Source organism: Bradyrhizobium sp. USDA3010 (genome assembly GCF_056429065.1).
Window position 1 is genome coordinate 333,787 of record NZ_JBWJZD010000003.1, and the last position, 23,468, is coordinate 357,254.

21 protein-coding genes and 2 pseudogenes are annotated in these 23,468 nt (G+C 64.4%); 17 read left to right on the forward strand and 6 right to left on the reverse strand.

Going from position 1 to position 23,468, the window contains the following annotated elements:
- The first annotated feature begins 58 nt into the window (after positions 1 to 58).
- The 4 genes from AC066Y_RS07080 to AC066Y_RS07095 are packed head-to-tail and all read left to right on the forward strand — an operon-like array spanning position 59 to position 3,797.
- On the forward strand, positions 59 to 988 hold the full coding sequence (locus tag AC066Y_RS07080; RefSeq protein WP_478273240.1) for a TauD/TfdA dioxygenase family protein: 930 nt from the start codon (positions 59 to 61) through the stop codon (positions 986 to 988).
- Positions 989 to 1,016: 28 nt separating this feature from the next.
- Complete coding sequence (locus tag AC066Y_RS07085; RefSeq protein ID WP_478273241.1) at positions 1,017 to 2,072, forward strand: ABC transporter substrate-binding protein; 1,056 nt, start codon at positions 1,017 to 1,019, stop codon at positions 2,070 to 2,072.
- Positions 2,069 to 2,938, forward strand: a complete 870-nt coding sequence (locus AC066Y_RS07090) for an ABC transporter ATP-binding protein (RefSeq protein ID WP_478273242.1) — start codon at positions 2,069 to 2,071, stop codon at positions 2,936 to 2,938. Before AC066Y_RS07085 ends, AC066Y_RS07090 begins: the two co-directional genes overlap by 4 nt.
- On the forward strand, positions 2,931 to 3,797 hold the full coding sequence (locus AC066Y_RS07095) for an ABC transporter permease (protein WP_478273243.1): 867 nt from the start codon (positions 2,931 to 2,933) through the stop codon (positions 3,795 to 3,797). Before AC066Y_RS07090 ends, AC066Y_RS07095 begins: the two co-directional genes overlap by 8 nt.
- On the opposite strand, the gene epsC is transcribed toward AC066Y_RS07095, so the two are convergent.
- From epsC to AC066Y_RS07110, 3 genes are read right to left on the reverse strand one after another with little or no spacing between them, the layout of a single operon-like run.
- On the reverse strand, positions 3,794 to 4,759 hold the full coding sequence (gene epsC, locus AC066Y_RS07100) for a serine O-acetyltransferase EpsC (protein ID WP_478273244.1): 966 nt from the start codon (positions 4,757 to 4,759) through the stop codon (positions 3,794 to 3,796). The genes AC066Y_RS07095 and epsC overlap by 4 nt on opposite strands.
- Positions 4,760 to 4,777: 18 nt before the next feature.
- On the reverse strand, positions 4,778 to 5,350 hold the full coding sequence (locus AC066Y_RS07105) for a flavin reductase family protein (protein ID WP_478273245.1): 573 nt from the start codon (positions 5,348 to 5,350) through the stop codon (positions 4,778 to 4,780).
- A 39-nt stretch (positions 5,351 to 5,389) separates the two neighbouring features.
- Complete coding sequence (locus tag AC066Y_RS07110; protein WP_478273246.1) at positions 5,390 to 6,619, reverse strand: acyl-CoA dehydrogenase family protein; 1,230 nt, start codon at positions 6,617 to 6,619, stop codon at positions 5,390 to 5,392.
- Between the two features lie 70 nt (positions 6,620 to 6,689).
- On the opposite strand from AC066Y_RS07110, the gene AC066Y_RS07115 reads away from it, so the two are divergent.
- On the forward strand, positions 6,690 to 6,884 hold the full coding sequence (locus tag AC066Y_RS07115) for a hypothetical protein (RefSeq protein ID WP_478273247.1): 195 nt from the start codon (positions 6,690 to 6,692) through the stop codon (positions 6,882 to 6,884).
- A complete protein-coding gene (locus AC066Y_RS07120; RefSeq protein WP_478273248.1) occupies positions 6,881 to 7,969 on the forward strand; it encodes an LLM class flavin-dependent oxidoreductase in 1,089 nt (362 codons plus the stop codon). The genes AC066Y_RS07115 and AC066Y_RS07120 overlap by 4 nt, the downstream gene beginning before the upstream one ends.
- Before the next feature lie 4 nt (positions 7,970 to 7,973).
- Here AC066Y_RS07120 and AC066Y_RS07125 read toward each other — a convergent pair whose 3' ends face one another.
- Positions 7,974 to 9,314, reverse strand: a complete 1,341-nt coding sequence (locus tag AC066Y_RS07125) for an LLM class flavin-dependent oxidoreductase (protein ID WP_478273249.1) — start codon at positions 9,312 to 9,314, stop codon at positions 7,974 to 7,976.
- Positions 9,315 to 9,628: 314 nt separating this feature from the next.
- On the opposite strand from AC066Y_RS07125, the gene AC066Y_RS07130 reads away from it, so the two are divergent.
- Genes AC066Y_RS07130 through AC066Y_RS07150 form a run of 5 tightly spaced genes read left to right on the forward strand, consistent with a single transcriptional unit; the run spans position 9,629 to position 14,248 of the window.
- Positions 9,629 to 11,257: an FAD-dependent oxidoreductase gene (locus tag AC066Y_RS07130; RefSeq protein ID WP_478273250.1), complete on the forward strand. Its 1,629-nt coding sequence runs from the start codon at positions 9,629 to 9,631 to the stop codon at positions 11,255 to 11,257.
- Positions 11,254 to 11,574 (forward strand): 4Fe-4S binding protein, encoded by a 321-nt coding sequence (locus AC066Y_RS07135; RefSeq protein WP_478273251.1) that lies wholly within the window; start codon positions 11,254 to 11,256, stop codon positions 11,572 to 11,574. The genes AC066Y_RS07130 and AC066Y_RS07135 overlap by 4 nt, the downstream gene beginning before the upstream one ends.
- A gap of 48 nt (positions 11,575 to 11,622) precedes the next feature.
- Positions 11,623 to 12,747 (forward strand): methionine ABC transporter ATP-binding protein, encoded by a 1,125-nt coding sequence (locus AC066Y_RS07140; RefSeq protein ID WP_478273252.1) that lies wholly within the window; start codon positions 11,623 to 11,625, stop codon positions 12,745 to 12,747.
- On the forward strand, positions 12,737 to 13,402 hold the full coding sequence (locus AC066Y_RS07145; protein ID WP_092115686.1) for a methionine ABC transporter permease: 666 nt from the start codon (positions 12,737 to 12,739) through the stop codon (positions 13,400 to 13,402). Before AC066Y_RS07140 ends, AC066Y_RS07145 begins: the two co-directional genes overlap by 11 nt.
- Before the next feature lie 51 nt (positions 13,403 to 13,453).
- A complete protein-coding gene (locus AC066Y_RS07150; RefSeq protein ID WP_478273253.1) occupies positions 13,454 to 14,248 on the forward strand; it encodes a MetQ/NlpA family ABC transporter substrate-binding protein in 795 nt (264 codons plus the stop codon).
- Between the two features lie 43 nt (positions 14,249 to 14,291).
- Here the strand turns inward: AC066Y_RS07150 and AC066Y_RS07155 are convergent.
- Positions 14,292 to 15,696, reverse strand: a pseudogene (locus tag AC066Y_RS07155) (LLM class flavin-dependent oxidoreductase).
- Positions 15,697 to 16,098: 402 nt separating this feature from the next.
- Between AC066Y_RS07155 and AC066Y_RS07160 the strand changes: the two are divergent.
- Both AC066Y_RS07160 and AC066Y_RS07165 read left to right on the forward strand, forming a co-directional pair.
- Positions 16,099 to 17,424 (forward strand): O-acetylhomoserine aminocarboxypropyltransferase/cysteine synthase family protein, encoded by a 1,326-nt coding sequence (locus AC066Y_RS07160; RefSeq protein ID WP_478273254.1) that lies wholly within the window; start codon positions 16,099 to 16,101, stop codon positions 17,422 to 17,424.
- A 34-nt stretch (positions 17,425 to 17,458) separates the two neighbouring features.
- Positions 17,459 to 18,256, forward strand: a complete 798-nt coding sequence (locus AC066Y_RS07165; RefSeq protein WP_456721873.1) for a MetQ/NlpA family ABC transporter substrate-binding protein — start codon at positions 17,459 to 17,461, stop codon at positions 18,254 to 18,256.
- Here AC066Y_RS07165 and AC066Y_RS07170 read toward each other — a convergent pair.
- Entirely contained in the window at positions 18,253 to 19,650 is a 1,398-nt protein-coding gene (locus AC066Y_RS07170; protein WP_478273255.1) for an FAD/NAD(P)-binding protein, read from the reverse strand. The genes AC066Y_RS07165 and AC066Y_RS07170 overlap by 4 nt on opposite strands.
- Positions 19,651 to 20,524: 874 nt before the next feature.
- Between AC066Y_RS07170 and AC066Y_RS07175 the strand changes: the two genes are divergently transcribed.
- The 4 genes and pseudogenes from AC066Y_RS07175 to AC066Y_RS07190 all read left to right on the forward strand — a co-directional run bounded on the left by AC066Y_RS07175 (position 20,525) and on the right by AC066Y_RS07190 (position 23,459).
- Positions 20,525 to 20,857, forward strand: a complete 333-nt coding sequence (locus AC066Y_RS07175) for a hypothetical protein (protein ID WP_478273256.1) — start codon at positions 20,525 to 20,527, stop codon at positions 20,855 to 20,857.
- Between the two features lie 23 nt (positions 20,858 to 20,880).
- Positions 20,881 to 21,144, forward strand: a pseudogene (locus AC066Y_RS07180) (helix-turn-helix domain-containing protein); the annotation flags it as partial.
- A 263-nt stretch (positions 21,145 to 21,407) separates the two neighbouring features.
- Positions 21,408 to 22,658: an acetyl-CoA C-acetyltransferase gene (locus AC066Y_RS07185; RefSeq protein WP_478273257.1), complete on the forward strand. Its 1,251-nt coding sequence runs from the start codon at positions 21,408 to 21,410 to the stop codon at positions 22,656 to 22,658.
- Between the two features lie 18 nt (positions 22,659 to 22,676).
- Positions 22,677 to 23,459: an SDR family NAD(P)-dependent oxidoreductase gene (locus tag AC066Y_RS07190; protein ID WP_092083031.1), complete on the forward strand. Its 783-nt coding sequence runs from the start codon at positions 22,677 to 22,679 to the stop codon at positions 23,457 to 23,459.
- Positions 23,460 to 23,468: the final 9 nt, after the last annotated feature.

Here is a 23,468-nt window from a genome sequence, read left to right on the forward strand (position 1 = left end):
TTCCCGCGACCGGCGCATGGCGGAGCCTTGTCTGGGAGATCGCGGTGAGAACACGATCATGAGCAACACGACTGTCATCGATAACGTCATTCCGCGTGCTGATATCGTCAAGCGTGCGGCGAGGCTTGGAGCGGAGATCAGGAACGTCGAGCTGTCGGGTGATCTGTCCGACGAGGTTGTCCGCGCCATCAACCAGGTGCTGCTCGAGCACAAGGTGATTTTCTTCCGCGACCAGGAGCATCTCGACGATTCCGAGCAGGAACGCTTTGCCGTGCGGCTCGGCAAGCTGGTGCCGCATCCGACGGTCGGCGCGATCAAGGGGACATCCTCGATCCTCGAGCTGGATTCGGGACGCGGCGGCGGCCGGGCCGACCAATGGCACACCGACGTGACGTTCGTCGATGCCTATCCGAAGATCTCGGTGCTGCGCGGGGTGGTGATTCCGCCCTATGGCGGCGACACCATCTGGTCGAATACGGCCGCGGCCTATCTCGACCTGCCGGCGCCGCTGCGGCGGCTCGCGGACGAGCTTTGGGCCGTTCACAGCAACGCCTACGACTATGCCGTCAAGGCGCGCGCAAGCGAGGCCGACCGCAAGCATTTCGATGAAGTGTTCACCGGCACGATCTACGAGACCGAGCATCCCGTGGTGCGCGTTCACCCCGAGACCGGCGAGCGGACGCTGGTGCTCGGCAATTTCGTGCAGCGCTTCGTCGGCCTGCCGAAATATGACGGCCAGAAGCTGTTCGACCTGTTCCAGTCGCACATCACGGCGCCGGAGAACACCGTGCGCTGGAACTGGAAGGCCGGCGACGTCGCGATCTGGGATAACCGGGCGACCCAGCACTATGCGGTCAATGATTATGGTGATCAGCGCCGCGCGGTGCGCCGCGCCACGATCGACGGCGAAGTTCCGGTATCGATCGACGGTCGCCACAGCGTGACGCGCATCAAGGCACCGAAGCAGCAAGCCGCGCAGGCCGCATGATCCGGCCGGATCGAGGGGAGTTGCGAACATGAATGCATTGATCCGAATCCTGCGCGTCCGACGTTTCGCCGCACGCGCGGCCGCGCGGTTCGTGCTGGCCGGCGCCGTGGCACTCGGGCTGGCGGCGCCGGCCTCTGCCGAGCCACTGCTCGAGAAGACCGAGATTCGCTACCAGGGCTGGGCCGGCCAGGTGACGTTCACGGAACTGGCCGATGACCTCGGCTATCTCGCGCCGCTGAAGCTCAAATGGGTCGGCAACACGATCAGCGGGCCGCAGGACATCCAGACTGTCGTCACCGGCGATACCGACATCGGCGGTGCGTTCTATGGCGCAATTCTCAAGCTGATCGCGGCGAAAGCGCCGATCAAGGCGGTGATCGGCTATTACGGATCCGACGCCAACACCTATCAGGGCTACTTCGTCAAGGACGATAGTCCGATCAAGACGGCGCGCGACCTGATTGGCAAGAAGGTCGCGGTCAATACGCTGGGCGCCCATCTCGAATTCGTGCTCCGCGAATATCTGGCACGGAATGGCCTCAGCGCCAGCGAAGCGAGGCAGGTGACGCTGGTGGCGATACCGCCGGTGACCGGTGAGCAGGTGTTGCGCCAAGGCCAGGTTGAAGTGAGTACGCTCAGCGGCGTGCTGCGCGACAAGGCGCTGGAGCGGGGCGGCATCCATTCGCTGTTCAACGATACCGATCTGTTCGGCCAGTTCACCGGCGGCGCCTATGTGCTGCGGGACAAGTTCATCAAGGACAATCCCAATGCGTCGCGCAAGCTGGTCGAGGGGATCTCGCGCGCGATCCAATGGGCCCAGACCACCCCGCCGGAGGAGGTGCGGGCCCGGTTCGAGAAGATCGTCGCGGAACGCAAGCGCAATGAGGATGCCTCCCCGATCAAATACTGGAAGAGCACCGGCGTCGCGTCGAAGGGCGGCCTGATCTCCGACGGTGAAATCCAGATCTGGATCGACTGGCTCGTCAAGGACGGCTTGTTCAAGCCGGGGCAGCTCAAGGCGTTAGATACCTACACCAACGAGTTCAACTATTTCCGTCCCGGCAAGACGGCGGAGGCGCGATGACGAGCTCGGTCAAGATCCGCTTCGAGCAGGTTCGCAAGGAATTCGTGACGAGGGGCGAGGGCGGCCGGCCGGCGGGCCGCTTCACGGCGCTGGAAGATATCACGCTGGATGTTCGCTCGGGCGAATTCCTGGCGCTGGTCGGCCCGAGCGGTTGCGGCAAATCCACCTTGCTTGACCTCCTGGGCGGGCTTACCACGCCGACCGGTGGCCGCATTCTGCTCGACGGACAGCCGATCACCGGGCCGGGACGCGATCGCGGCATCGTGTTCCAGCAATACGCGCTGTTTCCGTGGCGGACCGCGGCGCAGAATGTCGAGTTTGGGCTCGATATCGCCGGTCTCAAGGCCGGGCAGCGGCGCGAGGTCGCGCGGCATTTCCTTGATCTGGTCGGCCTGTCCGGCTTTGCCGATCGCTATCCGCATGAGCTCTCCGGAGGCATGAAACAGCGCGTCGCGATCGCGCGCAGCCTCGCCTATGACCCGGAGGTGCTGCTGATGGACGAGCCGTTCGCCGCGCTCGATGCGCAGACGCGCGAAACGCTGCAGGGCGAGCTGCTGCGGATCTGGCGCGCCACCGGCAAGACCATCGTCTTCATCACCCATGGCATCGATGAGGCTGTCGTGCTTGGCCAACGGGTGGCGGTGATGACGTCGCGCCCGGGCCGGATCAAGGAAATCATCGACATTCCCGAGCGCTTGCGCCGCGAATCCGAAGACGTTCGCGCGCTACCGGAGTTCGGTCAGGTGAGGCACGAGGTCTGGAGCCTGCTCCGCGACGAGGTGCAGAGGGCCCAGCAGGGCCAGTTGGCTGACGCCGCTGGTGTGCGTCGTCCGGGTTACGAAGTGGCGGAGATTGCCCATGTCTAGTCTCGAAATGCTGACATTGCTCGAGCTCGCGCAGGGGCGCCGCGAGCAGTTCCAGGCTCGGCGGCCGCCATTCACCGATCGGTTGCGCATGGCGCTTCGCGGCCTGGCTACACTCGGGCATCGCTCGTTGCTGGTGATCATCCTGTTGGCCGCCTGGGAGGCGGTGCCGCGGCTCGGGCTGATCGATGCAGTGTTCCTGCCGCCATTCTCGGAGGTGATCGCGGCCGGCTGGCAGCTTGCGCAAACCGGCGAGCTCTACGACGACGTCTCCGCCAGCCTGCTGCGCGCGCTGAGCGGATTTCTGATCTCGGTCGTCTTGATTGTCCCGCTCGGGCTCGTCGTCGGCTGGTACAGCCGGCTTGGCGATCTCCTGAACCAGTTCATCGAGATCTGCCGTAACACGGCTCCGCTGGCACTGCTGCCTGTGTTCATTCTGCTGCTCGGGATCGGCGAATTGTCAAAGATCACGATGGTGATCTATAGCTGCGCCTGGCCACTGCTGCTGAACACTGTTGCTGCGGTGAAGCAGGTCGATCCGCTGCTGATCAAGTCGGCGCGGACCATGGGCGCGACTCCGCAGCAGCTGTTCCGCAAGGTGATCTTGCCGGCCGCGCTTCCGACCATCTTCGTCGGCATTCGCCTCGCCAGCGCATCGGCCATGCTGGTGCTGGTGGCGTCCGAGATGGTCGGCGCCAAGGCCGGCCTTGGCTATCTCATCATCAACAGCCAGTACAGCTTCCTGATCCCGCAGATGTATTTCGGCATTCTCGGAATCACGGTGATCGGTCTGGCATGCAATGCCATTCTCGAGGCGATCGAACGGCACTTCATGCGCTGGAAGGCGCCGGTGGCTGGTTAGGCGGAAGCGTTGCTGCCGCCCAGCGTGTTGCGCGCGGTGGCCTGGGTCACCACGCTGTTCGGCGGGACGTCCCGGGTCAGCCAGACATTGCCGCCGATAGTCGAGCCGCGGCCGATCGTGATGCGGCCCAGGATGGTGGCGCCGGCATAGATGACCACGTCGTCCGCGACGATCGGATGACGGGCGTCGCCCTTGATCAGGCTGCCTTCGTCGTCGGTCGGGAAATGCCGTGCGCCGAGCGTAACGGCCTGGTAGATGCGGACATTGCCGCCGATGATCGCGGTTTCCCCGATCACGACGCCGGTGCCGTGATCGATGAAGAAGCCCGAGCCGATGCTGGCGCCGGGATGAATATCGATGCCAGTCCGGGCATGCGTGATCTCCGCCATCAGGCGCGCCACCAGCCTCGCGCCGAGCCGGTACAGGAGATGGGCAAGGCGGTGGTGGATGATCGCGGTCATGCCGGGATAGCCGATCAGGATCTCCGGAAAGTTTCGCGCCGCCGGATCGCCGACAAAGGCCGCGCGCAGATCGTTGACAAGAAGCCCGCGCACTTGCGGCAATTGCGCAGCGAACGCGCGCGTCAGTTCGACGGCGTCAAGGCGCTGGAAACCCGGTTCAAGCTCGTCGCCGACGAACAGCGCCGCGCGGTGGATTTGCGCGTTGAGCGAATCCAGCGCGATGCTCAAGGTGTTGCCGACAAAATAGTCGATGTTCTCGCCGTCGAGATCCGATTGGCCATAGTGCCGCGGGAACAGTGCCTCGGTGAGGCCGTCGAGGATCGCTTCCAGCGCATCGCGCGATGGGGCGCGCCGCGGATCGCCGTCGCGCCGAATGCTGTGGGTCTCCTCTCTGGAGACGCGCAGCTCGGCGACGATCCGGTCGAGCTGCCAGCGGCCTGGCGGGCTGCCGGCAACGCCGGCCGATGATGGTGGCGACTGTGGCGGCATTTCGCGCTTCATGGCGTGCCTCTTCTTGTCCTAGCGGACATGGGCCAGTGGAATACTGACTTCGGCGAGGAGATCGAGGTCGGCCTCGTGATCGATCTGCACGTACTGTCCGTTCCAGTAGGTGAGGCCGGACAGGCGGTGCGACACGTCCATGCTGGACAGGCGACCCACGATGATGCCGTGAGAGTGCCGTTCGATGATCTCCTCCACCTGGCATTCGACCGTGGCAAGCGAATGGTCCAGCAGCGGGACGCCGGAAGCACCAGGGGTCCAGGCCGTTCCGTCGAAACGCTGCCTGCCTTTCAGGCGGCTGTCGCTGAATCGTTCCGCCAGCGCCTGCTGGTCCGAGCCGAGGATGTTGACACCGAATAGCCGATGGCGGGCGATCGGCTCAAAAGAGGAGGCCTGCCAGTTGATGCTGACCAGGAGCCGAGGCGGCGAGGCGCTCAGCGACGTCAGCGAGGTGACGGTCATCCCGGTGATGTCATCGCCGCGTCCCGCGGTGATGACGCAGACGCCGCCGGCGAGGCGGCGCATCACCAGTCGAAACTGCAGCTCGATCTCGTGGTCCGCGTCGACCAAATGGATGTCCGGCTTGCTCATCGGGTCTCTCCCTCTCGTCGCCGCCGGATCTGCTTCCGATCAGAAGAAGCCCTTGGCGGGTAGCGGCGTGCCGCTGATCTCATATTGCCCGATCGACCGGGCCTTGAAGGTGTTCGGGTTGTGCGAGGCCAGGGTCCGCGCGTTGCGCCAGTGGCGGTCGAAATTGGTCGCTTTCTTGGTGGCGGACGCGCCGCCGACATCGAACAGCAGGCTGCCGCTGCGGATCGCGAGCTCATCGGCGACAATCTTGGCTTTTGCCGAGAGCAGCGCGGCCTTGTGCGCGGCATCGATAGCAGTGGGATCGCCGGCGTCGAATGCATCGGTGGCGGCGTCGAGGGCCTCTGCCGCCGCGAGCACCACGGTCTCGGCGGCAAACGCGCCGCTGGCGATCTGGCCGACGGTCTGCTGCAGCAACGGGTCGTCCGCCGGAATCTCGCTCGGTGCATAGTAGAACGTCCGCTTGCGCGATCGCACCAGTTCGGCCGCGTCGTGCAGCACCGCGCGCGCGATGCCGGCGTTGATTGCGGTCAGGAACAGCTGCGCGAATGTGTTGGCGTAGGGAATGCCGTAGCCGGCGTCAGGGGCGTCGAACACCGCCTCCTGGCGCTTGATGCGCACGTTGCGGAAGTGCGTGGTGCCGGTTGCGGTCAGCCGCTGGCCAAGCCCGTCCCAATCGTCGATCAGCTCGATACCCTCGCGGTTGACCGGGATCAGCACCGCCGCATTGGCGCCTGTCGTATCGGCCGTGCGCACCAGCACATAGTCGGAATAGAGCGTGCCGGTGCTGTAGTATTTGGTGCCGTTGAGCAGATAATCGTCGCCGTCGGCGGTCAGTGTGGTGTTTGGCGTGACATTGCCGACCTTCGGGGTATCGAGTTCTGTGGCCGCGAGCCCGATGATCGCGCCGTCGGCGACGGCCTTCTGCCATTGCCGGTGCTGCTCGTCCTTGGGACGACGCACCAGCCGTTCGACCACGCTGAAGTGGTTGCGCAGGATATGCGCGACGTTGGCGTCGGCCGCGCCGAGCCGGATCACGAGTTCGAACAGCGTGCGGATCGACGCGCCCGCGCCGCCGACATCCACCGGAAGCCGCAGTGCGCCCAGACGCGCCTTACGAATGAGATCGACCTCGGCGAATGGCAGAATGCGTTCACGCTCGCGATGAGCTGCCCCCTCGGCGATACGGCCCAGCAGCGCATCGATGTCAGGGGACTGGCTATCCAGGCGATCGGACGGCTGCAGGGAGATGGCTGATACGGGCTTGTTCATGGATGTCGGCCTGGAGTGATAATCGTTGCTCAGTTGCGCATTCGACTGCGGTCGAACTGGGATCGTTCAGATGACGCAAACTGTCCCACGATTTTTCGCGAACAGAAATAGAGCGGTTTTTCAATTGTCGCGAGATTTGGAGTTTTCTGATTTGTCCGCGCGCGCGGCGCGGCAAGGAAAATCTTTTGATGTGACGTTGCTTGATCTCCAGCCGCGTCTTCGTGAAAAGCGGAGCGACAAGGCGCAACTCGGAGATCGCCAATGACGATACGACCGCTTCGCTTCGGGATATGGGCGCTGGTGCACGGTTCGCGCGCTGCCTATCAGGATCCCGAGGAGCCCTACGATGCATCATGGGAACGCAATCGCGACCTCGTGATCGCGGCCGAGGCGCTCGGCTACGACTCCACACTCATCGCGCAGCACACCATCAATCCGCATCAGGAGGATCTTGATCAGCTCGAAGCCTGGAGCGCCGCCGCCGCACTTGCCGCGCTGACCAGCCGGATCGAGATCATCGCCGCCATCAAACCCTATCTCTATCATCCGGTCGTGCTGGCGAAGCTCGCGCTCGGGATCGAGAACATCAGCCGCGGCCGCTTTGCGATCAACCTGGTCAATGCCTGGAACCGGCCCGAGCTCGACAAGGCCGGCATCGGTTTCGCAGAGCATGATGCCCGCTATGCCTACGGCCGCGAGTGGATCACCGTGGTGTCGCGCCTGATGCAGGGCGAGCGGCTGACCTACAAGGGTGAGCATTTCGATGTCAGGGACTATGTGTTGCGGCCTGGCAGCCTCTACCGGCCGCGGCCATTGATCTATGTCGGGGGTGAATCCGAGCCGGCGCGCGCCTTGGTCGCCGATCACGGCGATGTCTGGTTCATTAATGGACAGCCGCTCGACGACGTCGCTGGCCTGATCGCCGACGTGGCTGCGCGGCCGAGAGCCACGGCTCCGCTTCGCTTCGGGCTGTCCGCCTTCGTGATTGCGCGCCAGACCCGGGCCGAGGCCGAGGCGGCCTACCAGCGGCTGCTCGATCTCTCCAGAAAGGATGCGCCAATGAAGGCGATCCAGAAGCAAAACACCGATCCCAAGGTGGTGATGATGCAGACCATGCAGAAATCGGCGCGGGTTGGCAGCAATGGTGGGACGGCTGCGGGATTAGTCGGGAGCTACGACGAGGTGGCGGCCCGCATCCAGGGCTTCCATGCCGCCGGCATTGAACTCTTCATGTTGCAGTTCCAGCCGTTCGAGGCCGAGATGGAGCGCTTTGCGAAGGAGGTCATCCCGCGCGTTCGTGCGCAGTCACCCGCCGGTGACAATCCGGCACATCTGGCCGGCTCGCGCTGATGCGTCAGGCGCTCGTGGCGGTCGCCGGTTGTTGCGCAAAACGGCTGACCGGCCGCGGCAATCCAAAATGCTCGCGCAGGGTGGTGCCCGCGTAATCGCGCCGAAACAGCCCCCGTTGCTGCAGGATCGGCACCACGGTGTCGACGAACACGTCGAGCCCGGTCGGCAACACGTCCGGCATCAGATTGAAGCCGTCGGCCGCGCCGGCCTTGAACCAGGCCTCGATGTCGTCGGCGATCTGCTCGGGCGTGCCGACGATGATCCGGTGGCCGACGCCGCCACCGAGCGCGCGCAGCAATTGACGGACGGTGAGATTGCCACGGCGCGCGATGTTGACCGTTCCCTGAAACATGGTGTGGTTGGCGTTGGCCGGCAGCGGCAGAGGATCGGGCAGGGGCTTGTCGAGATCGAGGATTGCTGGATCGACCTGCAATGTGCCGGCCAATCGCGCAAGGCTGTATTCGATCGGAACCAGCTCCCAGAGCTCGTCTTGGCGCCGCTTGGCTTCCGCTTCCGTGCTGCCGATGACGGTCGCGAGTCCAGGCAGAATCACGATGGAGCTTCCGGCGCGGCCGTACGCCGCAGCCCTGGCACGCAGATCGCGCGCATAGGCGACGCCTTCGTCGATGGTTTGGGCCAGCGTGAACACCGCTTCGGCCTGCGCGGCGGCGAGGTCGCGGCCGTCGCTCGATCCGCCGGCCTGAACGGTGACGGGACGTCCCTGCGGCGAACGCGGGACGTTGAGTGGGCCGGCCACGCTGTAGTGGCTGCCGCGATGTCCGATCGGGTGGACTTTGGTCGTGTCGACGAATCGCGCCGCCTCCTTGTCGCCGACAAAGGCATCGTCTTCCCAGCTGTCCCACAACGCATGGACGACTTCGGCGAACTCCTTGGCCCGGTCGTAGCGCGCCTTGTGCTCAAGCACGGTGGGAAGGCCGAAGTTGCGGCTGGCGGAGGCATCGGCCGTGGTCACGGCGTTCCAGCCGGCGCGGCCGCCGCTCGCCAGATCCAGAGTCGCGAAGCGGCGCGCGATGTTGTACGGCTCGTTGTAGGTCGTCGACGCCGTCGCGATCAGCCCGATATGGCTGGTCGCGGCGGCGACGGTTGCCAGCACGATGGTCGGCTCCAGCGACATGAACGAGCGGTAGTCGATGCGGTCGGTGATGGCGGGCGTGTCGGCCAGGAAGATTGCATCGAGCTTGCCGCGCTCCGCGATCTGGGCGACGCGCACGTAGTGGCTGACGTCGAAACAGGCGCGCGGGTCGCTGTCGGGCAGTCGCCAGGCCGACGCATAGACGCCGGAATGCAGAAGATTGACGTTGAGGTGAAGCTGACGATGAGACATGACGGCCGTATCTGCGATGATGCTTGTCGCTAGATATCGGCACGATGCGCGCGGGAAAATGCATCGCGGCCCGGAGCGCGCAAAAAGAAATATCCGTCCCCGCCGGCGAGCCTTGCGTGCAAGCTCGTGTCGCGTTGTCGGCCGATGGCGCAACATCCGGCATGCGGCGACACGAATCTTCTTTGCGCAGCAGGGCAGGTGAAAGCTTCGTCCAACTCTCCGCAAATATCTGAAATTGCCAGTCGGGCCCGCGCGCGCAACGATGTGTTGTGGCGTGCCTTGCGCCGTGACCGATCCGCCTGGAGCTTTCCATCATGCCGAACCCAACTCATCGCGCCGAACGCGTGTCCGCGCCTGAAGGCTCGGTCGCGTTCGAGGCCGACGTTCTGGTGATAGGTGGTGGCCCCGCGGGGACCTGGGCCGCGGTCAGCGCCGCCGAGCGCGGCGCGCGGGTGGTGCTCGCCGACAAGGGATTTTGCGGCACATCGGGCGCCACCGCCGCGGCGGGAACGGGCGTCTGGTACGTTGATCCGGATCCGACCCTGCGCGAGGCAGCGATGGCCAATCGCGAGAAGATGGGCGGCTATCTCCAGGATCGCCGCTGGATGGCGCGCGTGCTCGACAGCACCTATCAGCACAGCAATCGCCTGGCCGATTGGGGATATCCCTATCCGGTTGACGACCGCGGCACGTCGCGACGCAATTCGCTGCAGGGCCCCGAATACATGCGTTTGATGCGCAAGCGCACCAAGCAGGCCGGCGTCACCATTCTCGACCACAGCCCGGCGCTTGAGCTGCTCGTCGACGACGACGGGGCCGTCGCCGGCGCCAGCGGCGTGCGCCGGCAGAAGCAGGATCGCTGGACGGTGCGGGCCAAGGCGGTCGTGATCGCCACCGGCGGCTGTGCATTCCTCAGCAAGACGCTCGGATCGAATGTGCTGACCGGCGACGGCTATCTGATGGCCGCGGAGGTCGGTGCCGAATTCACCAGCATGGAGTTCTCCAACCCTTACGCGATCTCACCGGCGTTCGGCTCGGTGACCAAGACATTGTTCTACGGCTGGGCCAGTTTCACCTATGACGACGGCAGCGTAGTGCCCGGCGCGGCGTCGAAGGGCGGGCGATCGGCGATTGCGCGCGCCCTGCTCGAGGGCCCGGTCTATGCCAGGCTGGAGAAGGCTGATGACGATGTGCGGCATCATATGCGCGTATCGCAGCCGAATTTCTTCCTGCCGTTCGACCGCACCGGGATCGATCCATTCAACGACCGCTTTCCCGTGACGTTGCGGCTGGAGGGCACCGTCAGGGGGACCGGCGGCCTTCGTATCGTTGACGACAGTTGCGCCACCAGCGTGCCAGGGCTCTATGCCGCCGGCGACGCGGCGACGCGCGAATTGATCTGCGGTGGCTTCACCGGTGGTGGCAGCCACAATGCCGCCTGGGCGATGTCGTCGGGAGCCTGGGCCGGGCAAGGCGCTGCTGACTATGCCACTCAGGTCGGACCAGCTGCCAGGCGCACATCGTCGTCCGCGGGCGCCGTGGCATTTCGAAGCCGGCAGCGCCGTGCATTCGCGCCGGCCGCGCTGGCGAGGGCCGTTCAGGCTGAGGTCTTCCCGTACGAGCTGAACTACTTCCGCGAGGCGTCGCGATTGCAGGGCGCGCTAGGGCGCCTCGACGCGGCGTGGCGCGATGTGTCGGAAGCGGATGCTGCCGACACATCCGAGATCGTGCGGGCGCGCGAGGCCGCGGCGATGCTGGCGACCGCGCGGTGGATGTACCGCAGCGCGCTTGCCCGTCAGGAAAGCCGCGGCATGCATCGCCGCGACGACTTCCCCGATCAGGACAGCCGGCAGCGGCATTATGTGACGACCGGCGGCCTCGACGAGATCTGGACCTCGGCCCGGAGTCATGCCGAGGCCAGCTATGCGGAGGCTGCGGAGTGATCGAGGTCATCGACGGCGAGCGCTGTACGTCCTGCGATATCTGTGTCAACGTCTGCCCCACCAACGTATTTGACAAGACGGACGGAATTCCGGTAATCGCCCGGCAAGGCGATTGCCAGACCTGCTTCCTCTGCGAGCTCTATTGTCCCGAGGATGCGCTGTATGTTTCGCCCTTTGCGGATCAGGCGCAGTCGATCGACATCGTTGCGCTCAAGCAAACGGACAGCATGGGCAGCTATCGCCGGGCCGTGGGCTGGACCGATGAGACCAGCGAGCGCCGGGGCGTCGACCGCAGCTATTTGCTCTTTGGTCATTGAGGCGCGACTGCGCGCGTGGCGACCAAAGCGACCTTATGGACTGACTGAATGAACGTGCATCAATCCCTGACGGCAGCGGAACCTGTCGAGACGCTGTCGCCATTGGCGCATCCGCGGGCCACGGCGGATGCCATGGTCCGGTTCGAGCGGGTCTCGAAAGCCTACCCGGCTTACCGCGACAAGCCGAGCGTGCAGGCGCTGAAAGACATCGACTTCGCGATTCCGCGCGGCTCGATCACCGGTGTGATCGGGCGTTCCGGTGCCGGCAAGTCCAGCCTGGTGCGGCTGATCAACGGGCTGGAGAAACCATCAACCGGCCGTGTCGTCGTCGACGGCCGCGATATCTCCGGACTTTCGGGCCGTGATCTGCGCCTGGCGCAGCGCTCGATCGGCATGATCTTTCAGCATTTCAATCTGCTCTCGTCGCGCACGGCCGCCGACAATGTCGCGCTGCCGCTCGAGATCGCGGGCTGGTCGCGGCGCGACATCGCGGTCCGCGTCGCGGAGCTGCTCGAGCTCGTCGGCATCGCGGACAAATATGATCGCTACCCGTCGGAGCTGTCGGGCGGCCAGAAGCAGCGCATCGGCATCGCCCGCGCGCTGGCGACGCGGCCGAACGTCCTGCTGTCGGACGAGGCGACGTCGGCGCTCGATCCGCAAACAACCCGTTCGATCCTCGATCTGCTCGCCAATATCAACCGCGAGCTTGGCGTCACCATCGTCCTGATCACCCACGAAATGTCGGTGGTGCGTCAGCTCGCCAAGGAAGTCGTGGTGATCGACGGCGGTCATATCGTCGAGCGTGGTCACGTCGCCGACATCTTCACGCATCCCGCGCATCCGGTCACGCAGGCATTCCTCTCCGAGGTGATCGGCGACAGCGTTCCGGTGTCGCTTGCAAGCCGCTTGCAACCACAACCGGTTGCCGGTGGTCACGCCGTCATTCGCATCCAGGTTCGCGGAGCGGATGCCGGCGACACCATCGTCGCCCGCCTTGCGCGCGAGCTCTCGATCGACGTCGCGCTGCTGTCGGCGCGGATCGATGAGATCGGCGGTCAACATGTCGGCTCGCTGTCGCTGGGCATTCCCGGCGGCGAGGCCGCGGCCGACAAGGCGGTATTGTATCTCTCCAAGAATAACCTCCCGGTGGAACGTCTCGGCTATGTCGCGTGAACTCATCAACCTGATCGTTCAGGCCACCGGCGAGAGCCTGTTCATGGTGTCGATCGCTGCGTTGATCGCCACCGCATTCGGACTTCCGATCGGCGTCTTCCTGGCCACCAGCCGCAAAGGGGAGTTGTTCGCAGCGCCGGCCGTCAACAGCGTGCTGGGGATCATCGTCAATGCGACACGCTCGACGCCGTTCATCATCCTTGTGGTTGCCATCATTCCGTTCACGCGCCTGATCGCGGGTACCTCCATCGGCTCGGGCGCGGCGATCGTGCCGTTGACCATCGCCGCGATGCCGTTCATCGCCCGATTGGTCGAGGCGGCGATCCGTGAGGTCGATGCCGGCTTGATCGAGACCGCATCGTCGTTTGGCGCCAGCCCTCTGCAAATCGTGCTCAAGGTTCTTATTCCGGAAGCGCTGCCGGGCCTGGTGCTCGCGCTGACACTCGCGGTCGTCAGCCTGCTCGGTTATTCGGCGATGGTCGGAGCGGTCGGCGGCGGCGGGCTGGGCGACCTCGGCATCCGGTACGGCTACCAGCGTTTCATGCCCGAGATGATGCTCGCGGTCGTCGTCGTCCTGATCGCGCTGGTGCAGACGGTGCAGACGGCCGGCGACTATCTCGCCCGCCGCGTCAACCGCCGCCTGCGCCATCGCTGAGACCGGCCCCGATCTCTTCGGCGCCCTTTTTTCGCAATACTGACAATTGCTGTGGAGACCCAAATGTCCTTTCGTTCCATTGTTGCGTTTGCCAGCGCGCTCACGCTCTGGTCGGCGTCTGTCGCGGCGGAAACCATCAAGATCGGCGTGACGCCGGGGCCGCATGCGCAAATCCTCGAGGCCGTGAAGCCGATCGCGGCAAAGAATGGGCTCGATATCCAGCTGGTCGAGTTCTCCGACTATGTGGTGCCGAACGCAGCGCTCGACGCCGGCGATATCCAGGCCAATTCGTTCCAGAACCAGCCTTATCTGGACAACCAGAAGGCCGATCGCGGTTACAAGATCGAGGCGGTGGGGTTGACGGTCAACTTCCCAATCGGCGTCTATTCCAAGAAGCACAAGAGCTGGGCGGAGATTCCGGACGGCGGCAAGGTCTCGATCCCGAATGATCCCACCAATGGCGGCCGGGCCCTGCTGCTGCTGCGCGACAAGGGTGCGATCAAGTTGAAGGACGGCGTCGGGTTCAAGCCGACAGTCCCGGATGTCACCGACAATCCGAAGAAGCTCAAATTCGTCGAGGTCGATGCGGCCCAGGCGCCTCGTGCGCTCGACGATGTTGATGCCGCAGTGATCAACACGAACTATGCGACCCAGGCCGGCCTCGATCCGGTCAAGGACCCGATCCTGCGCGAGGACCCGAAGGGGCCTTACGTCAACCTGATCGCGGTTCGCGCCGTGGACAAGGACAAGCCGTGGGTCAAGACCCTCGTGGACAGCTATCACACGGCTGAGGTCAAGGAGTTTGTCCTGACCAAGTTCAAGGGCGCCGTGCTGCCGAGCTGGTAGCCGCGGCCCAAGACAACACGCGGGTCCGAGTCAGGCCACGGCGCTATTCGGCGGTATCGGAGCGGACTGCGTTCGAGCGCAAGTGCCGGTACCCCGCGCCGGGATGAGTGGCATGAAGGCGCGGTCCGCGCCCGGGGAACAGCTTTTCCCGCAGCGTGCCTTCGCGATAGGCCGTCTTGTACACGCCGCGTGATTGCAGTTCCGGCACCACGAGGTCGACAAAGGCGTCGAGCGATTCGGGCGCGACGAGGCGGAACAGGTTGAAACCGTCGACGTCGGTGTCTTCCGCCCAGGCGATCAGCTCGTCCGCGACATCCTGGGGCGAGCCGACCACGAAGGGGGATCGTGCGCCGACGCGGCTCAGTGTCGCAAGGTCGCCGACCAGTGACCGGGCGGTCGCTCCGCAGGGTGAAGTTCTCCACCATCGACTGGATCGCGTTGCTCTCGACATATTGCACCGCCTGGTCGGGACGATAGGTCGAGAAATCGATGCCGGTCCAACCCGAGAGCAGAGCGAGCTGCCCGGTCTGGTCGACATGTGCGGCATAGTCCGCGAGCAGATCTTCGGCTTCCGCCCGGGTCGGCGCGACGATCACGGTCGCGCCGGCGAAAAGGCGGATATCATAGGGATCGCGCCCGAACTCCTTGGCGGCGCTCCTGATGTCGCGGACCGCATGGGTGAGAATTGGCCTGGTCTGGCCGTTGAGGAAGATTGCCTCGGCGTGCCGCGCCGCGAAAGCGCGGCCGCGCTTCGAGGTGCCCGCCTGATAAAGCAGGGGCGTGCGTTGCGGGGAGGGCTCCGCAAGATGGATGCCGTCAACCTTATAGTGGGGCCCTTCATGACAGACGGGATGGATTTTGGAGGGGTCGGTGAAGATGCGAGCCGCGCGGTCCCGGCGCACTGCGTCATCCTCCCAACTGCCTTCCCATAATTTATAGCTCGCAGCGAGGAATTCTTCCGCTGCCTCGTAGCGTTCGTCATGGGCGCGGCTCGCGTCGATGCCCATGCCGCGGGCGCCGCTGTCGAGATAGCCGGTCACGATATTCCAGCCGATCCGCCCGTTGGTGAGATGATCGAGCGTCGAGAAGCGTCGCGCGAGCTGGTAAGGGTGTTCGTAGGTAAGGTTGGACGTGATGCCGAAGCCGAGATGCCTCGTGACGAGCGCCATGGCCGAGACCAGCAAGGTCGGCTCTGCATTCGGCAATTGAACGGCGTGACGCAGCGCTGTGTCCGGATTGTTGCCATAGACGTCATAGATGCCGAACACGTCGGCCAGGAAGATGCCGTCGAGCAGTCCTCGCTCGGCAGTCTCCGCATAATTGACCCAGTAATCGAGCGAGTTGTAATCGAGCGAGGTATCGCGCGGATGTGACCACAGGCCGGCCCAGTTGTGGCTAGGCGCCATCATGTTGAACGCGTTGAAGCGAAGCTCTCTCGATTTTGCCATCGACCTGTTCCGATAGTGATCGTGTCGGGACAACGTAGCAGTATGCCTGCGCGACGTTGTTTTCTATTCGAACGGTCTGCGCAAAAATCCTGCTGCAGCGGAATTCTTCGATAGCAAGTTACGCTCATCGATGCTCGCAGGCGGGTTGGACGCGTTCATGCAGCTCGAACCGCAGGCCGTCACTCACTGTGTGATCCGCGATCTCACGCGCCGGCACTGGCCGCCGGCACACGAAACAAATGCTTCGTGCCGGATGATCTGTCTGAAAAATTCAGGATGTCGTCCCGCGAGACGTCAGCACGTCCATCGCTATTTTCCCGGACATCTCGACAGCAGCAAAGTCGCTGCGCATCATTTCGCGACTTGCAGCGCTTGGTTCACCGATCCCAGGAGAGTTCGAAAATGCCGGTCGACACGAAGAATCTCGAGACGCTCGCCCTGCATGGCGGGTCCTACCGGTCCGATCCCGCAACTGGTGCGGTGGCGGTTCCGATCTATCAGACCACTTCATTCCAGTTCGAGAACACCGACCATGCCTCGCGGCTGTTCGCGCTGGAAGCGATCGGGCAGATCTACACAAGGATCAAGAACCCGACGGCGGACGCCTTCGAGGAACGGCTGGCGGCGCTGGAAGGCGGCGTCGGCGCGCTCGCCGTGGCCTCAGGCCAGACAGCGTCGGCCTTTGCCATCTTCAACATCGCCCAGGCCGGCGACAACATCGTCTCTTCGACCGATCTCTATGGCGGCACCTGGACGCTGCTGTCGCAAACCTTGAAGCAGTTCGGCATCGAGGTGCGGTTCGTCGATCCGGCCGATCCGGAGAATTTCCGTCGTGCCACCGATGCGAAGACCCGCGCCTATTTTGCCGAAACTCTGCCCAATCCCAAGCTCAACGTGTTCCCGATCAGGGAAGTGGCCGATATCGGCCGCTCGCTCGGCGTGCCGCTGATCCTCGACAACACGGCGGTGCCGCTGATCGCGCGTCCGTTCGAGCATGGTGCCGCGATCGTGGTCTATTCGACGACGAAGTATATCGGCGGCCACGGCACGTCGATCGGTGGCGCGATCGTCGACGGCGGCAATTTCGACTGGGCGGCGCATGCCGAGCGCTTTCCGCTGCTGACGCAGCCCGACGCCGCCTATCACGGCGCGATCTGGACGGAGGCGGCCAAGCCGCTCGGTCCGATCGCCTACATCCTGCGGGCGCGTGTCAAGCTGTTGCGCGACCTCGGCGCTGCGATCGCGCCGCAAAATGCCTTCCAGTTCATCCAGGGGCTCGAGACGTTGCCGCTGCGGCTGCGTCAGCACAATGAGAATGCCATCAAGGTGGCGGAGTTCCTGGCCAGGCACCCCGGCGTCTCCCATGTGATCTTCCCGGGATTGCAGGACGGGGAGAATCGCCGCCGCGCCGACACCTATCTGAAAGGGGGGTATGGCGCGCTGGTCGGCTTCGAGTTGAAAGGTGATGTCGAGGCCGGTCGCCGCTTCATCGATGCGCTGAGGCTGTTCTATCATGTCGCCAATATCGGCGATGCGCGGTCGCTCGCGATTCATCCGGCCTCGACCACCCACCAGCAGCTTACCGGCGAGGAGCAAATCGCGGCCGGCGTCACGCCCGGCTATGTGCGGCTCTCGGTCGGGATCGAGCACCCTGACGACATCATCGCCGACCTCGTTCAGGCATTGGCCCAGGCCGAGGCTGGCAGCAGCGCCCGCAAGGCGGCGTGATCGCACTTGGTAAAATCAACACAGGATTGAGATGATGAAGACATTGTTGCGCCTGGCGCAAGCGGCAGGCGTTGTCCTTGCCCTGACGGCGAGCGCCGTCGCCGACGAACCCCTCAAGATCGCGACCAGCGCCGGTCCGGTCGGCCAACTCGCAGCGTTCGCCGCCAAGCTGGCCAAGGACAAAGGGCAGGACGTCAAGGTCATCGAGCTGTCCGATTGGGTGGCCTTGAACGAGGTGGTCAACAGCGGCGACGTCGACGCCAACCTGTTCCAGCACGGCACTTATCTTGCGATCCAGAACAAGCAGCGCGGCTTCAATCTGGTCCAGGTCGACAAGGTCGGCGTGATCGCACCGGTCGGGCTGTTCTCGAAGAAGATCAAGTCACTCGACGAGATCAAACCCGGCGACAGCGTCGCGATCCCGAACGAGCCGCTCAACGGCGCACGTGGATTGATCCTGCTTGAGCGGGCCGGCCTGATCAAGCTGACGCCGGGCAAGGGCTTCGCGGTGAGCCGGTTCGACATCATCGAGAACCCCAAGAATCTGAAGATCGTCGAGCTCGATCCGGCGCAGACCTATCGCTCGCTCGACGACGTCACGCTCGCACTCGTCAACATCACCTATCTGATCCCCGCGGGCGGCGATCCGAAATCGGCGCTGCTGATCGATCGCACGGTCGATGACGGGCTGGTGCTGCGCTTCACGGCGCGGCCGGACAAGAAGGACGATCCGCGCCTCAAGGCCTTCATCCAGGTCTTCAACTCGCCCGAGGTGAAGAAATTCATCGAGGACAAGCTGCCGGCGTTCATTCCGGCCGGCTTCAGCAGCTAAACGCGCGTCAGTTCGCGGCGGAACTGGTGTTGCCCTGTATCTCCAGTGCGGGAGAGCAGGGCAGCGAGTTCGGCGCACTGATTGCGGATGTCGGGAATCGCGATGATCTCCCAGAACGCCGCGCGGGTCAGCGGGCCCACCGCGAACAGGCGGCGCGACGGGACGCCTTCACGGTCGACGATCGCGCAATCGGGGTCGGTCTCGATGCCGATGCAGAGCGGACCGACGCAGGCGAGGCCCCGTTGAAACAGGCTGCGCACGGCCGGATTGGGCGTCGCACGCGGATCCTTCACGATGCCGGTGCAGTCGACGACGGTGCCGACTTGCAGCTGCCTGGTTTCGGTGTCCCCGCGCAGGCGATATGCGACCGCAGCGCCGGCATCGTTCGGTTCGATTCGAACCATCTTTGCCGCAATCAGGCTGAGCTGTCCGTCATAGAGTGCCCCGGTGATGCGGGCCTCGACTTCCGGCGCCATCCGGTGCCGATGCACATCCCACCAGGCTCGCGCATGCTCGAGAAAGCGGCGCTTCGACGTCAACGGGAGCTCACGCCATAGCCGTTGAGTGTAGGGCCGAAGCCCATCGATCACACCACGCCAGTCGCCGCCCTCGGCGGCATGCCGCTCGACACGCGCGCGGAGCCAACGCGTCAATTGACTGACGCTGGCACCGAACGGAACGTCGGTCTCGGCGATACGAACGGGATCGACCCGGCGATGTGGCTTGGCGAGCAGGCCGCGTCGCGACATCGCAATGATCGGCCCGCGGTGTCCATCACGCAGCAACGAGAGGACGTAATCGACCATCGTGAGTCCGGTTCCGAGGATCAGGACAGTCGCGTCGGCATCGATGGGAGCGGCCGACGGCGGCGTCCAGGGATCAGCGTGCCCCGGGTTGCTTGCGCGCATGTCGTGCCCGGTGGCAAGTACGATGGTATCACCTGCAAGGCAGCGGCCGTCGTCCAGCGTAGCGATAGCCGCGTCCGAGTCCTCGCTGACGTCGACGCAGGTGCCGCGCACGATCGTGAGACGTTGCCCGTCGGTGCAATCGGACGCACCTTGCTCAAGCAGGCTGGCGATGTAATCGCCGTAGACCCGCCGGGGAACAAAGCAATAGGGATCAGGACAGAGCGGCACCTCGTCCTGCCGTGACACCAGCCAACGCCAGAAATGATCCGGCTGGTCCGGAAGCGCGCTCATATTCGCAGCGCGGACGTTGAGCAGATGGTCGGGATTTCCGGTGTGGTAAGCGATGCCGCGGCCGATATCCGGACGCTGCTCGATCAACGTGACGCGGAGATTGCAAGATGACTGATGCAGCAATTGATACGCCAGCAAGACGCCGCTGGCACCCCCACCAACGATGATGACATGCCGTCCAGCGATATTAGTCATGCTGCCCTCCACCAACCACTCGATTGCATGAAACGTGCAGAGCCAGGAGTCAAACGTTCGGAAACGTGGACAGGCGGCCACGGCGAGAACGTTGGCCGCAAGTGTCTTCGGCAAATGTCTTGGGCAGGTGTCTTGGGTCAGCCGAAACCGCAGCGCGCCCTGTGCGCGACCGGCTCAACTAGCCGTGCGGCCCGAACAGGAAGACCTCGTGCAAATCGCGCTGTCCGTCGGGATTTGGGGTGCGGGCGAGCTTCCTGCACCACCGCTGGAACTGTCGGGTCATGCGACCGAGGGCGTGAAGCCAAGAGGATGCGAGACGCATAAAACCTCCGTCGAATAGTCGTCGCCGTAAAATAGCACGTCTTTGCCCGGCTCGAACGCGAACCGTGATCAACGCGTCCAATTTGCAATCAATGAATCGAACCATGCCGGCTCTATGGAACGGTCGCTTCGTCCGTCGAACTGACAAAGGAAATTCATTCTCGGAGCGATCGCCGATCGGCGACGGCATTTTGGGATCTGGGCGGTGCTTGCGGAGCGAGACGCGTGAGCGCGCGCCATAGCGAACGACGAAAGCTGATATGCAACCAAGAAATCGCATGCCCCGTCGCTGCGTCTCGGCGCGTGCGGGTGGGCTCTCGTGTCGCGCATTTCGTTTGATCACCGTCCAGCATCGGTCTGACGGTCGTCACGAGGGATCGGCAGCTACGGCCCGACAAGCCGGCCCCGGGCGGCTTGAGCGATGTGCGAGGTGCGACCCGGGCGCGGGGCGCCCTGCGGCGAAGACGGTTGACAGGGGGGAGCGCCCACTTTAATCACCTGACTAATTAATCAATTAATTAAGGCCTGAAACCCTAGGGAAAGAATCCGCCTGATGCTGGCCGGCCGTCGCTATCCGAAGCTGCTAGCCCCGCACGATCGCAGCTTCACCGGGCTGGACGGCCAGGCGCCCATCGGCGCCATGCAGACCGGCCTCGAACAGACCGGGAATGGCCTTGTCCGGCATGCCGAATTCGTTGCCGCGCGGCCATGGCACAGCGCCGGCTCGATCATCATGGTCGCCGACACGGCGTGCGCCGATCGCCGCCGTCAGATCCTGCATGCAGGCCCGTTCACGCGTGCGCCGCTCGGCGTTGCGCGCTCGACAGCGATGTCGCGGACCGGCGCGTCCTGCCCGAACCAGGGTGGGTTTCATTCACCCGTATGACAATGAGGAGTGAGGCGTAAACGATGGGACGTCGATCTGAGGTACTGATGGCGCAAGACACCGCCGGCACGGACAACCGGCGCGTGATACAGGTGGTATCGCGCGCATTCGACATCGTGCGTTGCTTCGAAGGTCGAAGCATACGCCTGGGCAATCGCGAAATCGCCGATCGCTGCGGCCTTCCCCGATCGACGGTCTCCCGTCTCACCTTGACCCTCACCCAGATCGGCCAGTTGATCTACCTGCCGCAAGAGCAGAAATATGCTCTCGGTCCGCATGCCGCCGCGCCCGGCGTCCCGCTGTTTGCGGAGGGGTGCGATAAGCCCGTCTGCGCCGACGAGCGGGAGCGCGCAACGGCGCAACCGTCGATGCTGATCAACTCGCGCTTCGAGTACTTCGAAGATCAGCGCACCGCGGTTGCCGCGCCGCTTGCGGTCACGCCACACCGCTGACACCTCGGCTAGTTCCGGGGTAGAATTCGCAGCGGAAACGGTCGGGACCATTCGGCGCGAGCTCACGGTCAAGAAACATCCAAAGCAGAGGGAAACGCATGTCTGAAGCATACATCATTGACGCGGTCCGCACGCCGCGCGGCATCGGCAAGCCGGGCAAGGGTGCGCTGTCGCACCTGCATCCGCAGCAACTGGCGGCAACGGTGCTCGGCGCGCTCAAGGAGCGCAACAAGCTCGATACGTCGACCGTCGATGACATCATCTGGTCGACCTCGACCCAGGAGGGCAAGCAGGGCGGCGATCTCGGACGCATGTCGGCGCTCGCGGCCGGCTACGACATCAACGCCAGCGGCACGACGCTGGATCGCTTCTGCGGCGGCGGCATCACGTCGGTGAACCTTGCGGCAGCTTCGGTGATGTCGGGCATGGAGGATTGCGTCATCGCCGGCGGTACCGAGATGATGAGCTATCAGCAGACCCTCGCAGCCGAACGCTCCAAGGCGGGACAGCCGGCGCGGATGATGGGTTCGGGCAATCCGGCGCTTGACGAGATTCACCCGCAGTCGCACCAGGGCGTGTGCGGCGACGCCATCGCCACGCGCGAGGGAATCAGCCGGGAGGCCTGCGATGCCCTGGCGCTGGTCAGCCAGCAGCGCGCCAAGCGGGCGATCGATGAAGGCCGCTTCGCCAAGTCGGTGATCCCCGTGCTCAACGACGACGGCAGCGTCGCCCTCGGTCGTGAGGAATTCCCGCGCCCCGAGACCACGGCCGAAGGCCTTGCTTCGCTGAAGCCGAGCTTCGAGCAGCTTGCCGATTTCGACCTCGGCAACGGCGTGACGTTCAAGAAGCAGATCCAGCGCCGTTACCCGGACCTCGAGTGGAAGGGCGTGCATCATGCCGGCAACAGCTCGGGCGTGGTGGACGGCGCCGCCGCGGTGCTGATCACGTCGAAGCAATATGCCGAGAAGCACGGCCTCAAGCCGCGCGGCCGCATCGTGGCCTACGCCAATCAGGGTGATGATCCGACGCTGATGCTCAACGCGCCGGTCCCGGCAGCCAAGAAGGTTCTCGCCAAGGCCGGCCTGACCAAGGACGACATTGACGTCTGGGAGATCAACGAGGCCTTTGCGGTCGTCGCCGAGAAGTTCATCCGCGACCTCGAGCTGGATCGCGAGAAGGTCAACATCAATGGCGGCTCGATCGCGCTCGGCCACCCGATCGGCGCGACCGGATCGATCCTGATCGGCACGGCGCTCGACGAGCTCGAGCGCAGCGGCGGACGTTATGGTCTCGTCACCATGTGTGCCGCCGGCGGCATGGCACCGGCCATCATCATCGAACGCATCTGATCGCGAAAGGATATTGCCATGAAACTCGATTCATCGGTCGCCGCCGTCGTCACCGGCGGCGCTTCCGGCCTCGGCGCAGCCACCTCGCGGGCGCTCGCTGCGCAAGGCGTCAAAGTCGCGATCTTCGACTTCAACGAAGAGAAGGGTGAAGCTATCGCCAAGGAAATCGGCGGTGTGTTCTGCAAGGTCGACGTCACCTCCGACGAGCAGGTCGATGCGGGCTTTGCCAAGGCCCGCGCGGCGCACGGCCAGGAGCGCATCCTGGTGAACTGCGCAGGCACCGGCAACGCGGTGAAGACCGCCGGTCGGGACAAGAAGACCGGCGAGCCGACGCACTTCCCGATCGATGCCTTCAACCGCATCATCCAGATCAACCTGGTCGGTACCTTCCGCTGCATCGCCAAGTCGGCGCAGGGCATGCTGTCGCTGTCCCCGCTGGAGCACGGTGAGCGCGGTGCCGTCGTCAACACGGCGTCGGTCGCGGCCGAGGACGGCCAGATGGGGCAGGCGGCTTACTCCGCCTCGAAGGCCGGCGTCGTCGGCATGACCCTGCCGATCGCGCGCGACCTGATGGCCGAGGGCATCCGCGTCAACACCATCCTGCCGGGCATCTTCAACACACCGCTGCTGCAAGGCGCCCCGGAGAACGTCAAGGCCGCGCTCAGCGCGTCGGTGCCGTTCCCGAAGCGTCTCGGCATGCCGGAGGAGTATGCGCATCTCGCGCTGACCATGATCACCAACGGCTACTTCAACGGCGAAGACGTTCGCCTCGATGGCGCCATCCGCATGGCTCCGCGCTAAGAACGGCAA

Bases quoted from the DNA above. Each gene is read 5' to 3' on its own strand.
- AC066Y_RS07140 (WP_478273252.1), top strand. From the start codon at position 11,623: ATGAACGTGCATCAATCCCTGACGGCAGCGGAACCTGTCGAGACGCTG.
- AC066Y_RS07185 (WP_478273257.1), top strand. From the start codon at position 21,408: ATGTCTGAAGCATACATCATTGACGCGGTCCGCACGCCGCGCGGCATC.
- epsC (WP_478273244.1), bottom strand. From the start codon at position 4,759: ATGAAGCGCGAAATGCCGCCACAGTCGCCACCATCATCGGCCGGCGTT.
- AC066Y_RS07110 (WP_478273246.1), bottom strand. From the start codon at position 6,619: ATGAACAAGCCCGTATCAGCCATCTCCCTGCAGCCGTCCGATCGCCTG.
- AC066Y_RS07080 (WP_478273240.1), top strand. From the start codon at position 59: ATGAGCAACACGACTGTCATCGATAACGTCATTCCGCGTGCTGATATC.
- AC066Y_RS07190 (WP_092083031.1), top strand. From the start codon at position 22,677: ATGAAACTCGATTCATCGGTCGCCGCCGTCGTCACCGGCGGCGCTTCC.
- AC066Y_RS07115 (WP_478273247.1), top strand. From the start codon at position 6,690: ATGACGCAAACTGTCCCACGATTTTTCGCGAACAGAAATAGAGCGGTT.
- AC066Y_RS07105 (WP_478273245.1), bottom strand. From the start codon at position 5,350: ATGAGCAAGCCGGACATCCATTTGGTCGACGCGGACCACGAGATCGAG.
- AC066Y_RS07120 (WP_478273248.1), top strand. From the start codon at position 6,881: ATGACGATACGACCGCTTCGCTTCGGGATATGGGCGCTGGTGCACGGT.
- AC066Y_RS07125 (WP_478273249.1), bottom strand. From the start codon at position 9,314: ATGTCTCATCGTCAGCTTCACCTCAACGTCAATCTTCTGCATTCCGGC.
- AC066Y_RS07095 (WP_478273243.1), top strand. From the start codon at position 2,931: ATGTCTAGTCTCGAAATGCTGACATTGCTCGAGCTCGCGCAGGGGCGC.
- AC066Y_RS07175 (WP_478273256.1), top strand. From the start codon at position 20,525: ATGCTGGCCGGCCGTCGCTATCCGAAGCTGCTAGCCCCGCACGATCGC.
- AC066Y_RS07170 (WP_478273255.1), bottom strand. From the start codon at position 19,650: ATGACTAATATCGCTGGACGGCATGTCATCATCGTTGGTGGGGGTGCC.
- AC066Y_RS07165 (WP_456721873.1), top strand. From the start codon at position 17,459: ATGAAGACATTGTTGCGCCTGGCGCAAGCGGCAGGCGTTGTCCTTGCC.
- AC066Y_RS07090 (WP_478273242.1), top strand. From the start codon at position 2,069: ATGACGAGCTCGGTCAAGATCCGCTTCGAGCAGGTTCGCAAGGAATTC.
- AC066Y_RS07160 (WP_478273254.1), top strand. From the start codon at position 16,099: ATGCCGGTCGACACGAAGAATCTCGAGACGCTCGCCCTGCATGGCGGG.
- AC066Y_RS07145 (WP_092115686.1), top strand. From the start codon at position 12,737: ATGTCGCGTGAACTCATCAACCTGATCGTTCAGGCCACCGGCGAGAGC.
- AC066Y_RS07130 (WP_478273250.1), top strand. From the start codon at position 9,629: ATGCCGAACCCAACTCATCGCGCCGAACGCGTGTCCGCGCCTGAAGGC.
- AC066Y_RS07085 (WP_478273241.1), top strand. From the start codon at position 1,017: ATGAATGCATTGATCCGAATCCTGCGCGTCCGACGTTTCGCCGCACGC.